Origin of the sequence: Tritonibacter mobilis (genome assembly GCF_001681715.1) — a bacterium.
Taxonomy (GTDB): domain Bacteria; phylum Pseudomonadota; class Alphaproteobacteria; order Rhodobacterales; family Rhodobacteraceae; genus Epibacterium; species Epibacterium mobile.
This window is the reverse complement of the sequence record NZ_LNWY01000016.1, coordinates 125,076-140,150: the sequence shown is the minus strand read 5'-3', so window position 1 is coordinate 140,150 and position 15,075 is coordinate 125,076. Positions and strand designations below refer to the sequence as shown.

The 15,075-nt window shown below is 57.9% G+C and carries 20 protein-coding genes; 7 read left to right on the top strand and 13 right to left on the bottom strand.

Going from position 1 to position 15,075, the window contains the following annotated elements; translation table 11 throughout:
- Window positions 1-75: 75 nt before the first annotated feature.
- The 10 genes from era to folK all read right to left on the bottom strand — a co-directional run bounded on the left by era (window position 76) and on the right by folK (window position 8,534).
- Window positions 76-981, bottom strand: a complete 906-nt coding sequence (gene era / locus UB90_RS16200) for a GTPase Era (protein ID WP_009177896.1) — start codon at window positions 979-981, stop codon at window positions 76-78.
- Window positions 978-1,664, bottom strand: a complete 687-nt coding sequence (gene rnc / locus UB90_RS16195) for a ribonuclease III (protein WP_009178078.1) — start codon at window positions 1,662-1,664, stop codon at window positions 978-980. The genes era and rnc overlap by 4 nt, the downstream gene beginning before the upstream one ends.
- Before the next feature lie 190 nt (window positions 1,665-1,854).
- The gene (lepB, locus tag UB90_RS16190; protein WP_005615019.1) at window positions 1,855-2,691 is read right to left on the bottom strand and encodes a signal peptidase I; all 837 of its coding nucleotides are present in this window, start codon (window positions 2,689-2,691) and stop codon (window positions 1,855-1,857) included.
- A gap of 145 nt (window positions 2,692-2,836) precedes the next feature.
- A complete protein-coding gene (acpS, locus tag UB90_RS16185; RefSeq protein WP_009177539.1) occupies window positions 2,837-3,256 on the bottom strand; it encodes a holo-ACP synthase in 420 nt (139 codons plus the stop codon).
- Window positions 3,257-3,283: 27 nt separating this feature from the next.
- Window positions 3,284-3,709 (bottom strand): ABZJ_00895 family protein, encoded by a 426-nt coding sequence (locus tag UB90_RS16180; protein WP_009177952.1) that lies wholly within the window; start codon window positions 3,707-3,709, stop codon window positions 3,284-3,286.
- The gene (locus UB90_RS16175; protein WP_065324164.1) at window positions 3,706-4,464 is read right to left on the bottom strand and encodes a pyridoxine 5'-phosphate synthase; all 759 of its coding nucleotides are present in this window, start codon (window positions 4,462-4,464) and stop codon (window positions 3,706-3,708) included. The genes UB90_RS16180 and UB90_RS16175 overlap by 4 nt, the downstream gene beginning before the upstream one ends.
- Window positions 4,465-4,574: 110 nt before the next feature.
- A complete protein-coding gene (locus UB90_RS16170; RefSeq protein ID WP_009177439.1) occupies window positions 4,575-5,279 on the bottom strand; it encodes a DUF2062 domain-containing protein in 705 nt (234 codons plus the stop codon).
- A 31-nt stretch (window positions 5,280-5,310) separates the two neighbouring features.
- On the bottom strand, window positions 5,311-7,443 hold the full coding sequence (locus tag UB90_RS16165) for a RelA/SpoT family protein (protein WP_005615032.1): 2,133 nt from the start codon (window positions 7,441-7,443) through the stop codon (window positions 5,311-5,313).
- Window positions 7,444-7,481: 38 nt separating this feature from the next.
- Window positions 7,482-7,835 carry a DNA-directed RNA polymerase subunit omega gene (gene rpoZ, locus UB90_RS16160; RefSeq protein WP_005615037.1) on the bottom strand — a complete coding sequence of 118 codons (354 nt, stop codon included), beginning with the start codon at window positions 7,833-7,835 and terminating at the stop codon, window positions 7,482-7,484.
- A gap of 111 nt (window positions 7,836-7,946) precedes the next feature.
- Window positions 7,947-8,534 (bottom strand): 2-amino-4-hydroxy-6-hydroxymethyldihydropteridine diphosphokinase, encoded by a 588-nt coding sequence (gene folK, locus UB90_RS16155; protein WP_065324163.1) that lies wholly within the window; start codon window positions 8,532-8,534, stop codon window positions 7,947-7,949.
- Window positions 8,535-8,651: 117 nt separating this feature from the next.
- Between folK and UB90_RS16150 the strand changes: the two genes are divergently transcribed.
- The 7 genes from UB90_RS16150 to UB90_RS16120 all read left to right on the top strand — a co-directional run bounded on the left by UB90_RS16150 (window position 8,652) and on the right by UB90_RS16120 (window position 13,397).
- On the top strand, window positions 8,652-9,221 hold the full coding sequence (locus UB90_RS16150) for a LabA-like NYN domain-containing protein (RefSeq protein WP_005615043.1): 570 nt from the start codon (window positions 8,652-8,654) through the stop codon (window positions 9,219-9,221).
- A gap of 172 nt (window positions 9,222-9,393) precedes the next feature.
- The gene (gene ispH, locus UB90_RS16145; protein WP_065324162.1) at window positions 9,394-10,344 is read left to right on the top strand and encodes a 4-hydroxy-3-methylbut-2-enyl diphosphate reductase; all 951 of its coding nucleotides are present in this window, start codon (window positions 9,394-9,396) and stop codon (window positions 10,342-10,344) included.
- 149 nt (window positions 10,345-10,493) lie between these two features.
- Entirely contained in the window at window positions 10,494-11,111 is a 618-nt protein-coding gene (locus UB90_RS16140) for a LysE family translocator (RefSeq protein WP_065324161.1), read from the top strand.
- The gene (locus UB90_RS16135) at window positions 11,111-11,569 is read left to right on the top strand and encodes a DUF3429 domain-containing protein (RefSeq protein WP_065324160.1); all 459 of its coding nucleotides are present in this window, start codon (window positions 11,111-11,113) and stop codon (window positions 11,567-11,569) included. The genes UB90_RS16140 and UB90_RS16135 overlap by 1 nt, the downstream gene beginning before the upstream one ends.
- Window positions 11,566-12,165 carry a class I SAM-dependent methyltransferase gene (locus UB90_RS16130; protein ID WP_065324159.1) on the top strand — a complete coding sequence of 200 codons (600 nt, stop codon included), beginning with the start codon at window positions 11,566-11,568 and terminating at the stop codon, window positions 12,163-12,165. Before UB90_RS16135 ends, UB90_RS16130 begins: the two co-directional genes overlap by 4 nt.
- Window positions 12,158-12,643 (top strand): ribonuclease HI, encoded by a 486-nt coding sequence (gene rnhA, locus UB90_RS16125; RefSeq protein WP_065324158.1) that lies wholly within the window; start codon window positions 12,158-12,160, stop codon window positions 12,641-12,643. Before UB90_RS16130 ends, rnhA begins: the two co-directional genes overlap by 8 nt.
- Before the next feature lie 130 nt (window positions 12,644-12,773).
- Window positions 12,774-13,397 carry a trimeric intracellular cation channel family protein gene (locus UB90_RS16120; RefSeq protein ID WP_005615062.1) on the top strand — a complete coding sequence of 208 codons (624 nt, stop codon included), beginning with the start codon at window positions 12,774-12,776 and terminating at the stop codon, window positions 13,395-13,397.
- A 145-nt stretch (window positions 13,398-13,542) separates the two neighbouring features.
- Here UB90_RS16120 and UB90_RS16115 read toward each other — a convergent pair whose 3' ends face one another.
- The 3 genes from UB90_RS16115 to fmt all read right to left on the bottom strand — a co-directional run bounded on the left by UB90_RS16115 (window position 13,543) and on the right by fmt (window position 15,029).
- Window positions 13,543-13,779: a GlsB/YeaQ/YmgE family stress response membrane protein gene (locus UB90_RS16115; protein WP_065324157.1), complete on the bottom strand. Its 237-nt coding sequence runs from the start codon at window positions 13,777-13,779 to the stop codon at window positions 13,543-13,545.
- 90 nt (window positions 13,780-13,869) lie between these two features.
- A complete protein-coding gene (locus UB90_RS16110; protein ID WP_005615068.1) occupies window positions 13,870-14,106 on the bottom strand; it encodes a hypothetical protein in 237 nt (78 codons plus the stop codon).
- Window positions 14,103-15,029, bottom strand: coding sequence for a methionyl-tRNA formyltransferase (fmt, locus tag UB90_RS16105; protein WP_065324156.1), 927 nt, complete (start codon window positions 15,027-15,029; stop codon window positions 14,103-14,105). Before fmt ends, UB90_RS16110 begins: the two co-directional genes overlap by 4 nt.
- Window positions 15,030-15,075: the final 46 nt, after the last annotated feature.

Genomic DNA, 15,075 nt, shown 5'->3' with positions numbered 1-15,075 from the left:
GCTCCTTGCGACCTGCGCGACACCCTTAATGTGCCTCCGGCGGAGGTATTTGTAAAAAGATGAAGGAGCGGGCGTTTAGTTCCCGTCCTTAAAATCGAGTCCCATTTCCGAGTAGCGTTCGGATTCCTCTAGCCAGTTCGGGCGGACCTTGACCTGTAAGAACAGGTGGATTTTGCGATCCAGGAATTCCTCAAGTTCTGCGCGGGCCGCTTGTCCCACGGCTTTGATTGTCTCGCCGCGTTTACCCAGCACGATGCCCTTGTGGCCATCGCGAACCACATAGACCACCTGATCAATGCGCGCAGAGCCGTCCTTGCGTTCCTCCCATTTCTCAGTCTCAACTGTGAGCTGGTAAGGCAGTTCCTGGTGCAGGCGCAGGGTGAGTTTCTCGCGCGTCATCTCGGCGGCAATCATTCGGAGTGGAAGATCCGCGATCTGATCCTCGGGGTAGAGCCACGGGCTTTCGGGCACCTCGGCCGCGAGCCACTTGCGCAGATCGTCGGTGCCATAGCCTTTTTCTGCGGAAATCATAAAAGTCTCGGCGAAGGAGAAACGGTCGTTCAGATCCTTGGTCAGGCCGAGCAGCACATCGGATTGCACCTTGTCGATCTTGTTGATCGCCAGTGCGACACGGCGGCCCTGAGCAACTTCGCCAAGGTTTTCAATGATCCGTTCAACGCCTTCTGTGATGCCGCGATGCGCCTCGATGAGCAGAACGATCACATCAGCATCCGCAGCACCGCCCCATGCAGCCGCAACCATAGCGCGATCCAAGCGGCGGCGCGGCTGGAACAGGCCCGGGGTGTCGACGAACACAAGCTGGCTCTCGCCTTCCATCGCCACGCCACGAATGCGCGCGCGGGTGGTTTGCACCTTGTGGGTCACGATGGAGACTTTTGCCCCCACCATGCGATTGAGAAGCGTGGATTTCCCGGCGTTTGGCTCGCCGATGAGGGCGATAAAGCCTGCGCGTGTGGTCATGTCTCTTGCTCCAGTTTGGCCAAAAGGGCCTTGGCGGCGGCCTGCTCTGCGAGGCGTTTTGAACCTGCGGTGGCCTGTTCTTCGGTTCCATCTTCAAGACGGGCAGCGATGGTGAAGACGGGTTCGTGATCGGGGCCTGTACGGGCGATCAATACATATGCGGGTGGCGGTTGACGGCGCGCCTGCACAAATTCCTGCAGCGCTGTTTTGGGGTCACGGGCATCATCTTCAACCGTGCCAACGCGCTTACCCCACAGGCGCAGGATCACGTTCTGGGCAGCCTCAAAACCTGCGTCCTTGTAGACGGCGGCAATCACAGCCTCCATCGCATCGCCCAGAAGCGCCTGCTTGCGCCGCCCACCGGATAGCATTTCAGATCGGCCAAGTTTCAGCACCGCACCAAGATCAATCTGGCGCGCGACATCCGCGCAGGCTTCCTTGCGCACCAGCGCATTGAACCGCGGTGCCAATTGGCCCTCTGTGGCGTGTTTGTCATGCTCAAGGAGCGCCGTCGCCATCACCAGCCCCAGCACGCGGTCGCCGAGAAATTCCAGCCGCTGATTGTCCTGACGGTTTGGCGAGGAGACCGAAGGATGAGTCAGCGCACGGATCAACAGCTCCGGGCTGGAAAATTCATGCCCCAGCCTTGCCTGAAAGGCGAGGATATCCCGAGATAGCTTCACATGTGGTCCTTTGAGCATCATTGGGGCGTTTCGGCCCCGGTGGGTTCGTTCCTTATCCCAGCAAAGCGCCAGAGGAAAGCACTCTGCGTGTCGCATGCGCTAAGATAGCACTTCGCCTCGCCCACCACAGTAAAAAGGCCGCAGGCAGGGGCTGCCAACGGCCTTTTTCAACGTCACAAAGCGACACTAATTATGTGATGCCCTTAAAGAACCGATCACTGCGCCATGTCCAGAAGAACAGCATGGAGCGGCCAGCAGACGAGAACATGATGCGATCTGCGCGCCCGATCAGGTTTTCAAACGGTACATATCCCACGCCGCCCACGGCCTGTGGCACGCGGCTGTCGGTGGAGTTGTCGCGGTTATCCCCCATAAAGAAGAAGTGACCCTCGGGGACATGATAGACCTTGGTATGATCGCTCGACTGGTTGCCAATATTGATGACAGCGTGAGAGGTTCCACCAGGCAAAGTTTCGATCTGGCGGGATTTCTTGCAGATTCCGCCCTGCCCGACAGGGTCGTTTTCACAGCGCGGGAAGTTGCCCTGCGGCCCCTGACGTTCCATTTCTTCTTCGAACTCGCCATCATCCATCAGCCCCACCGCGGTGCCGTTGATGTAGAGTACGCCGTCCTTCATCTGCAGCTTATCGCCAGGCAGCCCCACAAGACGCTTGATGTAGTCCGTGCCATTCACCGGATGGCGGAACACCACCACATCGCCGCGCTCTGGCTCACTGCCGAGGATGCGCGTGTTGTCACCATCGATAAAGCCACAGATGTCTTTGGCATCGATATTGAGGCCAACAGCACCGATGCGGATGGTTGGACAGGACGCATAGGAATAGCCATAGGCCATCTTATTGACGAAGAGGAAATCGCCGATCAGCAACGTCTCTTTCATCGAGCCGGAAGGAATCCAGAAGGGTTGAAAAAACAGGGTGCGGAAGACACCGGCAATCAAAAGTGCGTAGACGATTGTCTTGATCGTCTCGACGATTGAGTTCCCGGTCGTGGTTTTCGACGCCATCAGGCTCTCCGGTCATTTGTGGACGGGTCAGGCGCGTACATGCGGGGCTGTCCGGCGCAAGTCAAGCGGTGGAGGCAAGACATATGGGATGTGGCGCAGAAGTGAGCAACTCTGCCGCACTTTCGATGCGCACCAAACAAATCATCTAGGTCTCTGGACCGGGCCGGGACACTGGCAGCGCCTCGATTAAGACCATCGCATGTGCCCAGGGGTGATCATCGGTGAGTGTCACATGGATCACAGCCTCATGCCCAGCCGGGGTCATCTGGTCGAGCCGCTCCTTCGCCCAACCCGTCACATGCATGACCGGCTGGCCGCTGCGCAGATTGGACACGGACATATCCTTCCACGCGATCCCCATGCGCAATCCTGTACCGAGCGCCTTGGAGCAGGCTTCTTTTGCAGCCCAGCGCTTGGCATAGGTGCCTGCTACGTCAAGGCGACGTTCAGACTTTGCCTGCTCCACCTCAGTGAAAACCCTGTTTCGAAACCGGTCACCAAAACGATCAAGCACGCCTTGAATGCGCTCTATGTTCGCCAGATCAGTGCCGATTCCTAAGATCACTTGGGCCTCTCATCAGGTTCTTGATACTCAGCCACGCTTCTGAGCACGCAATATGGATTTCGCACCTGTCGCCAAGAAGAACCGCACCAGCACGAATGAAATCAAGGTCTGGAACAGGATCGCGGCCAGAAGCACCAATGCGCCTCCGGGCTGGCTGAGCACAAATTTGATCTCTGGAACCGCGATGCTGAACGCCGCGGTCGACAAAAGCGTCAGACCAAGAACAACCAGCCCTGCACGCCGCGCAAACGCCCACATTTCAGAGGTCTCAGGCGCGCGATCCTCTGCCTTGGCAAAGGCCTGTCCCTCCGCCATCGCAGCCCCCATCGCAGGGATAATCGCCATGCCTGCATTGGAGATGTCGAACCGGAAAATCGCCTGAACCAGCAGAATCAGAACCATCAACGCGACCATGATGGCGAGATAAATAACGGCAAAGCGCCCAAGCTTCATGTGCTGTCTCCTAAGCGCGCCTCATCCATCAGGCGGCGCATTTCCTGCACTGCCGGGGTGAGACCGCGAAAGATGGCCTCGCCAATCAGAAAATGACCGATGTTTAGCTCCATCACCTCTGGAAAAGCCGCAACGGGCGCGACCGTTTCATAGGTAAGCCCATGCCCTGCATGTACTTCTAACCCCAGTGAATGCGCAAACGTCGCCATGTCCTGCAGCGCGTCCAGTTCCCTGTCCCGCGCAGCAAAGTTTCCTTCGGCGTGGTGGTCGCAATAGGCCCCTGTGTGAAGTTCGATGACTTCGGCACCGATGCGATGCGCGGCTTCGATCTGCTTTTGGTCTGCGGCGATAAAAATCGACACCCGACACCCCGCATCACGCAATGGCGCGATAAAATGGGCCAGACGATTTTCTTCACGCGCCACTTCAAGACCGCCCTCCGTGGTTCGCTCTTCACGCTTTTCTGGCACGATACAGACCGCATGCGGCTTGTGCCGAAGCGCTATCTTCTGCATCTCATCGGTTGCGGCCATCTCAAAATTCAGTGGCACCGACAGCGCCTCCATCAGCCCGTCAATGTCCGCATCTGTGATGTGGCGGCGGTCTTCGCGCAGGTGAGCGGTGATGCCGTCGGCACCTGCCTCTTCTGCCAGTTTCGCCGCACGGATCGGGTCTGGATAAGCTCCGCCACGGGCATTTCGCACTGTGGCCACATGGTCGATATTGACGCCAAGGCGCAGGGAGTTTTTGGACATGAGAACGTCTCTTTGTCAGGGATGTCTTTTGCGGCAGAGCCTAGCGGGCAAGGCCAAAGAGGCAAGGCACAAGAACCAGAGTGATACAATTCTCCCGCCGCCAAGCGCGTTTAGTCTGTGCGGCCAATCTTGGGCGAGCGGCTCGGCGGGGTGGTTCCGCTCGGTGCATGTGGGCTGTTGACGGGTTCAAGTTCTGCACGTTTCTTGATCGCTTCGAACTTCGCCTTGATCTTGCGGCGACGCCGCTGCTGGTAGGTGCGGATCAATGGAACAGAAAGCATATAGCCGACAGTTGCGACAATGAGGCCCGGGATGATGCCGCCAATCATATAGGGGTAGAAAACCTCGTCATAAAAGATCTTCAGCCCCGTCCAATCAACGGGTGTCCCAGTCGCATAGGCGTAGATGTTGTACCAAAGGTCCCACCCTGCCGCGAGGAACTTGTCCGCCAATGTCGCATCAACCTCCGCCACCGGCTGACTGCCCAGCAACCAGTGCCCGGTCTGCAAAGAAATCACACCGATTGGCACATACGTCAGCGGGTTTCCAAAAAATGTCGCTGAAAGCGCTGCAAGGATATTGCCGTTCATGACCCGCGCAATGGTTGCGGCAACAAGAAAATGCAGACCATAAAACGGGGTAAAGGTGGTGAAGAGCCCGGCCCAGATGCCACGCGCGATGCGCTCCGGGTTGTCCGGCAGACGGCGCACCCGATGTTTGACATACAAAAACGCCCTTCCCCAACCTCCACGAGGCCAGAGAAACTCCGCAACCGCCCTATGCGGCGGGCGTCTGTCTCGGCGCCTGAATACCAAAAGATCGTCCCTATTCTTCGTACTGAAGAGGCTAGATCGTACGGAGTTGCGTTCCAGGCGTTTCCCGGTGGCGCGCGACCGCGGCGACGTCGCTTTCAGCTTCCAACATAAGTATCAGCGAATGCAGCTGTTCCACATCACGCAATTCCACATTGATCATCAAGCGGTAAAAGTCAGGTTTCCGATCCTTGAATTCAAGGTTAGAAATATTGGCCTTTTTTTCACCAATTAACGTACAGATCCGCCCCAGAACGCCCGCGTCGTTGCCAATGGTCAACTCCAGCGTGACACCATAGACGGCCGGATGGGTGCCGGAATGCCAATGCACATCCACCCAGCGATCCATTTGATCTTCAAATTCGCCCAGACGGTCGCAATCAGCAGAGTGTACCACAACCCCCTGCCCGCGTGAGGTGATGCCGATGATCCGCTCACCCGGAAGCGGCTCACAACAGGAGGCGCGTTCGAATTTTTGTCCGGGCTCCAGACCGATCACCGCGCGGCGTGGCGAGACCTCATCGCCTTCTTTGTCGGTCAGTTCAGGATAAACTGCCTGCACCACATCATGCGCGGTAATCACTGCAGCACCCAGACGTGCGAGCAGTTCGGTGACATCACTGACCCGCAAGGCGCGCGCTGCGGTTTCCAATGCCTTGTCGGTGGCCTTCTTGTTCACATGCTCAAAGGCAGACCGAGCAAGCTCGTGACCGAGCTTCACAAATCTCTCGCGGTCTGCTTCGCGCAGGGCCCGGCGGATGGCTGTGCGCGCCTTCCCCGTGGTGGCGATTTCCAACCAGCTGACTTGCGGAGTTTGCCCTTCGGCGGTGATCACCTCCACCGACTGGCCATTTCTGAGACGGGTCCAGAGCGGCACGCGGATGCCATCAACCTTTGCGCCGACGCAGGCATGACCGATGCGGGTGTGGATCGCATACGCAAAATCAATCGGTGTCGCGCCCTTAGGCAGCTTGATCACGTCCCCTTTGGGAGTGAAGCAGAACACCTGATCCGAATACATCTCCAGCTTGACCGCTTCGAGAAATTCGTCGTGATCGTCCTCGCCATCAAACTGTTCCGTCAGCGAGGCAATCCACTTGGCCGGGTCAACGGCAAAGGGGTTTTCGGTACGCACGCCGTCGCGATAGGACCAATGCGCCGCCACGCCCGACTCGGCCACGTCATGCATCTGGCGGGTGCGAATCTGTACCTCGACCCGCTTGCCATCGCGCCCCGACACCGTGGTGTGGATCGAGCGATAGCCGTTGGATTTTGGCTGGCTGATATAATCCTTGAACCGCCCCGGCACCGCGCGCCAACGCTGGTGGATGGTGCCAAGGGTGCGATAGCAGTCTTCCTCTGAGCGGGTGATGACGCGGAACCCATAAATGTCGGAGAGGCGGGAAAAGCCTTGATCCTTCTCCTGCATCTTGCGCCAGATCGAATAGGGTTTCTTCGCGCGACCAAAGACTTCGGCCTCAATGCCCGCCTTTTCCAGCTCCAGCCGCATGTCGCCGGTGATCCGATGGATCACATCGCCGGTTTCCCGTTGCAGGGTGACAAAACGACGGATGATCGACTGGCGCCCTTCAGGGTTCAGCACCTTAAACGCGAGGTCTTCCAGCTCCTCGCGCATCCATTGCATCCCCATGCGGCCTGCCAGCGGCGCATAGATGTCCATGGTCTCCCGCGCCTTTTGAGCCTGTTTTTCAGGACGCATGGCGCGGATGGTCCGCATATTATGAAGCCGGTCCGCGAGCTTGACCAAAATGACCCGAAGGTCCTTGGACATTGCCATAAACAGTTTGCGGAAGTTTTCCGCCTGCTTGGTTTCGCGCGACGAAAGCTGCAGGTTGGTCAGCTTGGTGACCCCGTCGACCAGCATCGCAACTTCCTCGCCAAAGCGGGAAGAGACCTCCTCAAAATTGGCCTTCGTGTCTTCGATGGTGTCATGAAGGAGCGCGGTGATAATCGTGGCATCGTCCAGCCGTTGCTCCGTCAGGATCGCGGCCACCGCTACGGGATGCGTAAAATAGGGTTCACCCGAATGACGGAACTGCCCTTCGTGCATTTCCTCGCCAAAAGCAAAGGCATCACGCAGGCGCTGTTCATTCGTCTTCGGGTTATAGTCGCGGACCAGGGAAATCAGGTCGTCAGCAGAAGTCATCGCCGGTCCGCAACCTCTCTCATGTCAAACAGCCCGGATCAGCCTTGACCCTGAGCCTCCATCAGGGCGCGCAGGAGCTTTTCTTCGCTCATGTCGTCTTCCTGAGGTTTGTCCGCTTCGCCACCCATGAGCAGAGCCATGGAATCTTCTTCCGGTTCGTCGACCTCGATCTGAGATTGGTTGCTCTCGATCAGGCGCTCACGCAGGGCGTCGGCACTTTGAGTTTCCTCGGCAATCTCGCGCAGGGAGACGACCGGGTTCTTGTCGTTGTCGCGGTCCACAGTGAGTTCAGCACCGGCGGAGATCTCACGCGCACGATGTGCGGCCAGCATCACCAGCTCAAATCGGTTGGGAACCTTGTCAACGCAGTCTTCGACCGTCACGCGGGCCATGGGCGACTCTCCAATACAGTTCTGGGTCCAGAAGACGTGCTTCTATGATGAATCACGGGGCTTGACAAGGCGGAGGCGTTCACAATTGCACGAATGCTGTAAAAGCCGTCGTTATAGTGGTCTCACCTGCTCAACATCATTCGCAGGGCACGACAATAGCATCTGACGCACAGACCTCCCCAAGTCCGGATGGACCCAATCACCAGCAATGTCCGCAAGTGGAACGAGCACAAACGCGCGATCCTGCAATCTAGGGTGTGGAAGAATCAGTTGATCCGGGGCGCTGACACGTTGCTCCGCCGATGGCAGGTCACGCCAATATCTAAACAATTGAATGTTTGGGATAATTTCTCGACCCACCGCAAGAAGATCCAGATCCAGTGTTCGCATTCCCCAGCGCTGCGTTCGGGTGCGATGGAACTTAGTTTCGATTTTGTGAAGGCGACGTAACGTTTCCGCTGCTGGAAAGTTACCTTCCAGCAGCACTGCCGCATTCACATAGTCAGGCCCTGCTCCCGCAGGGAAGCAAGGTGTCGCGAAGAAGCGTGAAACAGCCGAAAGATCAAGGCCCTCTGCGTGAAACTCTGCAAGGCAGGTTTGCAGAATTTCGAGCGGTGTAGTACCCTCATCTTCGAGGTTGCTCCCCAAAGCGACAAGATAGTTTGACCGGTTTTCGGCCATTATTGACCCCAATTCCATAAGACCTAACTCTTGCGGGGAGTGCCAAATAACCTAAATTAAGTCCACCCGCGGAGCCGGAGATTTATTTAACTCACTCACGGAACTTTGGCCCGCGACACCAGAAGGACACATTTAATGTTTTACAAAGACGAACGGCTCGCGCTGTTCATAGATGGCTCGAATTTGTATGCCTCGGCAAAGGCATTGGGATTTGACATCGATTACAAGCTTCTGCGCCAAGAATTCATGCGTCGCGGCAAACTTGTACGGGCTTTCTATTATACTGCGCTGCTGGAAAACGACGAATATTCTCCCATCCGGCCTTTGGTGGATTGGTTGCACTACAATGGTTTCTCCATGGTGACCAAACCCGCCAAAGAATACACTGACAGCATGGGCCGCCGTAAGGTGAAGGGCAACATGGATATCGAACTGACTGTCGATGCCATGGAGCTTGCGCCACGCGTTGATCATATCGTGCTGTTTTCAGGTGACGGAGATTTCCGCCCTCTGATCGCCAGCCTGCAACGTCAGGGCGTCCGCGTTTCGGTCGTCTCTACGATTCGCAGCCAGCCGCCGATGATCTCGGACGAATTGCGCCGTCAGGCCGACAATTTCATCGAACTCGAAGAGTTGCGCGATGTGATTGGCCGTCCTCCGCGCGACATCCCCAGCGAACCGCGCGCCGCAACAGTCGAAGACTAAAGCGCCCGCTGTCGTCGCTTACCGACCTTCAAGCTCTGATATACACCCGGCGCAATCACATCGTCGGGTGTTTTCTTTTGCGCACTGGCCTTGCCCAGCTCTGGACCTCGGGCGGTGCAAGCCTTACCTCTTGGCCAATGCCCTCCTTTCAGACCTGCGGAGACCCGCGCCAATGACCGCCAAACCTCCTCTCATGCTCTACCTTGCAGCCCCGCGCGGTTTTTGCGCCGGGGTGGATCGCGCGATTAAAATCGTGGAAATGGCGCTGGAGAAATGGGGCGCACCGGTCTATGTGCGCCATGAAATCGTGCACAATAAATTCGTGGTCGATGGTCTGCGCGACAAGGGGGCGGTTTTCGTCGAAGAACTCGAAGAATGCCCCGATGATCGCCCGGTCATTTTCTCTGCGCATGGTGTGCCGAAATCCGTCCCCGCCGCCGCGCAGGCGCGCGAGATGGTGTTTGTCGACGCCACCTGTCCGCTGGTCTCGAAGGTACATATCGAGGCCCAGCGCCACGCCGAGGCTGGCCTGCAGATGATCATGATCGGTCACAAGGGGCACCCGGAGACCATTGGCACCATGGGTCAGTTGCCTGAAGGAGAAGTCCTCTTGGTCGAGACCGTCGAGGATGTGGAACATGTTGACGTGCGCGATCCTGAGCGCCTCGCATTCGTGACCCAAACCACGCTCTCCGTCGACGACACCAAAGACATCGTAGCCGCGCTGCAAACGCGCTTCCCTGCGATTATCGGCCCGCACAAAGAAGACATCTGCTACGCGACCACCAACCGTCAGGAAGCCGTCAAAGAGGTTGCACCCAAATCTGATGCGCTTCTTGTGGTGGGAGCGCCAAATTCTTCGAACTCCCGTCGCTTGGTTGAGGTCGGTGCCAAAAACGGTTGCAGCTATGCGCAACTGGTTCAACGCGCTGAGAACATTGACTGGCGTGCGCTCGACGGCATTCGCTCCATCGCGATTACCGCCGGCGCGTCAGCACCAGAACTCTTGGTGAACGAAGTGATCGACGCCTTTCGCGAGCGCTATGATGTGACCGTGGAACTGGTCGAAACCGCAGTGGAACGCGTCGAATTTAAAGTACCCCGCGTCCTGCGCACGGCCTGACACCGACGAAACGTAACCCGTAGCGGCATGTCTCACCGAAACAGGCTCCCCTCAAGGTACTGAACTTCGCTTGCAACTTCACAAAGCGCAGCTACCTTGGGCGTTGCGCCGCTCGGGTGTCGTCTATTGAGTTATAAGGAACGGGTGCTTTGATCTCTCTGCAATTTCTCCTCACCGCATTTGTCGTCGTCCTCGCGCCGGGAACCGGTGTGATCTACACACTCGCGCTTGGCCTTGGGCGCGGTCGGCGTGCCGCAATCTGGGCGGCTTTCGGCTGCACTATTGGAATTCTGCCGCACCTGATTGCCGCAACGCTCGGTCTCGCAGCGGTCCTGCATTCCTCGGCACTGCTGTTCCAAGGCGTAAAAATCGCAGGCGTTCTATATCTGCTCTATCTCGCGTGGCAGATGCTGAAATCAGACGGCGCACTCTCTGTTTCGGCGGCAAAACCTGACCCGCAGCCGGGTATTACCATCGCCAAACGTGGTGCACTGATTAACATTTTGAACCCGAAACTCTCGATTTTCTTTCTTGCCCTGATGCCGCCGTTCCTATCCGGCAGCGCCGCCACGGCGACACAGGAAATGATGATCCTCGGCACGGTCTTCATGGGTATGACCTTTGCCGTCTTTGCGCTGTACGGCCTCTTTGCCGCCCAGGCCCGCAGTCTGATCCTTGGTTCAGAAGCGGTTGTAAAATGGCTCAACCGCAGCTTTGCGGCGATCTTTGCGGCACTCGCTCTACGCCTCGCGATGGAGCGCGCCTGATGCTGCGTGGCATCCCGACGGCCCCGCTCGCTCTGGGGCTTGCGGGACTCATACCTTTCGTGTGGGGGGCGCTAACGCTTTTGCTGCCTTCCCTGCAGGGCTGGGGAATCAACAATCTAGGTCCGCGTTTCGTTGGCCCCTATGTGCAGCTTTTTTACGGCTCGGTGATCCTCAGCTTCATGTCTGGCGTCCTCTGGGGCTATGCCACCCGCGCCTCTGGTCGACTACAATCAGCGGCCTGCTACGCCCTCTCGGTGATCCCGGCCCTCTGGGCGTTCTTCATGACAGGAGGCGGGCCTGTCAGCGCCGGCATGAACCTTATCTGGGGGTTCTTAGGCCTGTTACTGCTCGATATGATGTTTAGCCTGTGGCGTCTCACGCCATCGTGGTGGGTCAAGCTACGCCTGCTACTCACCAGTATTGTTGTCTTGTGCCTCAGCGTCGGGGTGTTCTTATGAGCGACAAAGAAACCATGGCCGTCTACGCCAAGGCCGCAGCGGATTACGCCAAGGGTTTTGCCCGCTCCAAAGATACCTTTCACGAACCCGATTACGAGGCCTTCACCGCAGGGCTCCCGTCTGGCGGCTCAGTGCTGGATCTGGGCTGCGGGCCGGGACATTGGGCCGCGCGGTTTCGCGATGACGGCTACACTGTCACTGCAATGGACGCATCGCCCGAAATGGCCTCATATGCACAAGACGCCTATGACCTTGAAGTAACCGTTGGCCGGTTCGAGAACGTCACGTCTGAGGCAAGCTATGATGGGATCTGGGCGTTCTTCAGCCTGCTGCATGCTCCGCGCTCAGAGTTCCCGGGCCACCTGTTGCGCCTGCACAACGCGCTCAAACCACGCGGCATGTTGGCACTGGGCATGAAGCTTGGCACAGCGGAAGGACGTGACGAGCTGGGCCGTTTCTATGCCTACTACAGCGAGGACGAACTGCGCACACTCCTATCCGAGGCTGGCTTCACCCCCCTTGGCGCAAGACGCGGCAATGGCAAAGGATTGGCTGGCGCAGAAGAGACCTTTATCGTACTGACCGCACATGCCTGATTTATTTGCCTATACCGACGGAGCCTGCTCCGGAAATCCCGGCCCCGGTGGCTGGGGTGCCCTCTTACGTGCCATGGACGGCGAGACCGTCGTGAAAGAACGCGAACTCAAAGGTGGCGAGCAAGAGACCACCAACAACCGGATGGAGCTTCTGGCTGCGATCCACGCGCTCGAAAGTCTTGCGCGGCCTTCAAAAATCACCGTCGTCACCGACTCGGCCTATGTGAAAAACGGGGTCACCGGTTGGATCTTCGGCTGGAAAAAGAACGGCTGGAAAACCGCTGCCAAAAAGCCTGTGAAAAACGTAGAGCTATGGCAGCGACTCGATGCAGCGCAGGCCCGCCACGATGTCACATGGGAATGGGTCAAAGGGCACGCAGGCCACCCAGAAAACGAACGTGCGGATGAGTTGGCACGCGCGGGCATGGCCCCTTTCAAATCTTCTGGCAAACCCGCTGGCAAGGCTTCTGCGGGTTAAACATGGCATCACTCCCGCGCAATGCCTGTTCGGTCGTACTTCATCGCGAAGAATGGCCGACCTTTGCGCATGCAGACGGTGAACAGCGTCTGACTGCGGGTAGGATCGTACTCGGCGCAGAGGTTCCAGCATGACCATTCTGACCCTTCTGGACTACGCCGCAGCCATCGTATTTGCAGCATCGGGTGCGATGGTCGCCAGCCGCGCGCAATTGGACATTGTAGGTTTTGCGTTCATCGCCTGTCTGACAGCGGTTGGCGGCGGCACTGTGCGGGATGTGCTGCTCGACCGGCATCCTGTGTTCTGGGTTGGCGATCCCATGCCGATCCTCCTTGCCTCCGGTGTGGCCATTTTGGTGTTTTTTACGGCTCATCTCGTCGAAAGCCGCCTGCGCTGGGTGATCTGGCTCGATACCTTTGCGCTTGCCATTGCGGTTCCTGCCGGGACAGGTGCCGCGCTGGAGCTGGGGCACGGCCCCGTGATTGTTGTGCTGATGGGCATGGCGACCGGCAGTCTTGGTGGTTTGATGCGAGACGTTGTCTGCAATGAGGTGCCATTGGTTTTGAAACAGGGGGAGCTGTACATATCCTGTGCAATGGCCGGGGCGATCACTGCCGTCGCATTGGTGTGGCTGAACCTTCCTGCGGCCACCGCATTGTTGGCCTGCGCTGGTGTCACTTGGGTTACGCGGGCGGGTTCGCTGGCATTTGGCTGGCACTTGCCCGTCTATAAACCCCGCCCACCCCGGCAATAACTCAATAACTGCGACCGCTAGCAATGCGCTGGTCTTCTGGATCTTCAGACACCAGCCTATTTCACGCCCGGCAGCGCGCCCATAGGGCGCGCTGCCGGGCTGGTCGCTTCGGGCAAAGCCCGAAGCGAAACACCTCAACACATAGCTATCTATTTTGAATTTTCTGCCACAGCAGGATCAGCACCACCGCTCCCAATATGGCTCCCACAAGCCCTGCGAACATCCCCATGACCGCCAGCAGAGTTCGCAACACCAGCCCGCCAATCAAAGCGCCAGCGATGCCAATCACAATGGTCGTGATCACGTCCGTCTCAATTCGCATGATGCGCGTTGCGATGAATCCGGCTGCAGCGCCGACAATGATCAGGAAAACAACTGGCATTCTGTCTCACTTTCCGGCTCACCTCAGAGCCATTCGTTTTCACATTCACTCAGGCCCCGATCACAACCGCGCCTGCACCACGGGATGACTTTAGCGGCGCCAATGAAACGGCACGATGATAAGCGCCCCAATTGATGACGCCACAGCATTCCAGCCCGGAGCGTTGAAGCCGATCCCAAACATCAGCCGCAAAAAGAAAAACAGGAATGCTCCGCCAACACAGATAATAATGGATTGCACCACACCATTTTGCGTAAAGCCACTGCGTTCGGACGCGTAACCGACAATACCCGCAATCACCACGGTGCCAAAAAGGGCCAGCATCATTGCGTATCCTCCGCTGCCGACAGCTGCATACCTTTAGGCATCTGGAACCCGCGCAAGAAAGTCTCCCGATCCTGCGCGCCTTTGCCTGCGCGTTGCAGGCGCAATAACTCTACCGCCCCCTTGCCGCAGGCCACCGTCAGATTTTCATCCAACACCGTTCCTGCCAGCCCCTTACCCTCAGCCAGTCGCGATGCAAGCACCTTGATCCGCTGCCCCTGCACTTCACACCAGGCCCCGGGAAAGGGAGACAAGCCCCGGATCTTGCGGTCCACATCCTCAGCGGGCTGCGACCAATCGATCTGCGCCTCGGCTTTGTCGATCTTGCTGGCATAGGTGACGCCTGTGTCGGGCTGAGGCTCGGGCGCGAGATCCGGCAGGGCTTCAAGTGCCTCGATAATGAGTGTCGCGCCCATCATCGAGAGGCGATCTTGTAGTTCAGATGTGATTTCCTCGGCTCCAATGGCCGTTTTCTTGCGCAAAAGCACCGGACCAGTGTCCAGCCCCGCTTCCATTTGCATGATGCAAACACCGGTTTCTGCATCCCCCGCCATAATCGCCCGGTGGATCGGAGCCGCCCCCCGCCAGCGCGGCAAAAGGCTTGCGTGAATGTTGAGGCAGCCCTTATTCGGCGCATCCAGAATTGCTTGTGGCAGGATCAACCCATAGGCCACCACCACAGCGATATCGGCCTCAAGCGCAGTGAACTCCGACTGCGCTTCTGCGGTTTTCAGCGACACCGGATGGCGCACCTCAAGCCCTAGTGCCTCGGCCCTTGCATGAACGGGTGTCGGACGGTCTTTCTTGCCGCGCCCGGCTGGACGGGGGGGCTGGCAATATACGGCAGCAATCTCGTGTCCCGCCTGCACCAAGGCATCCAGTACCGGGACAGAAAACTCCGGTGTTCCCATAAAGATAACCCGCATATTCCAGCCCCTTCTTGCCGCAACCGTCTGTGCACGAAGGCTTAGC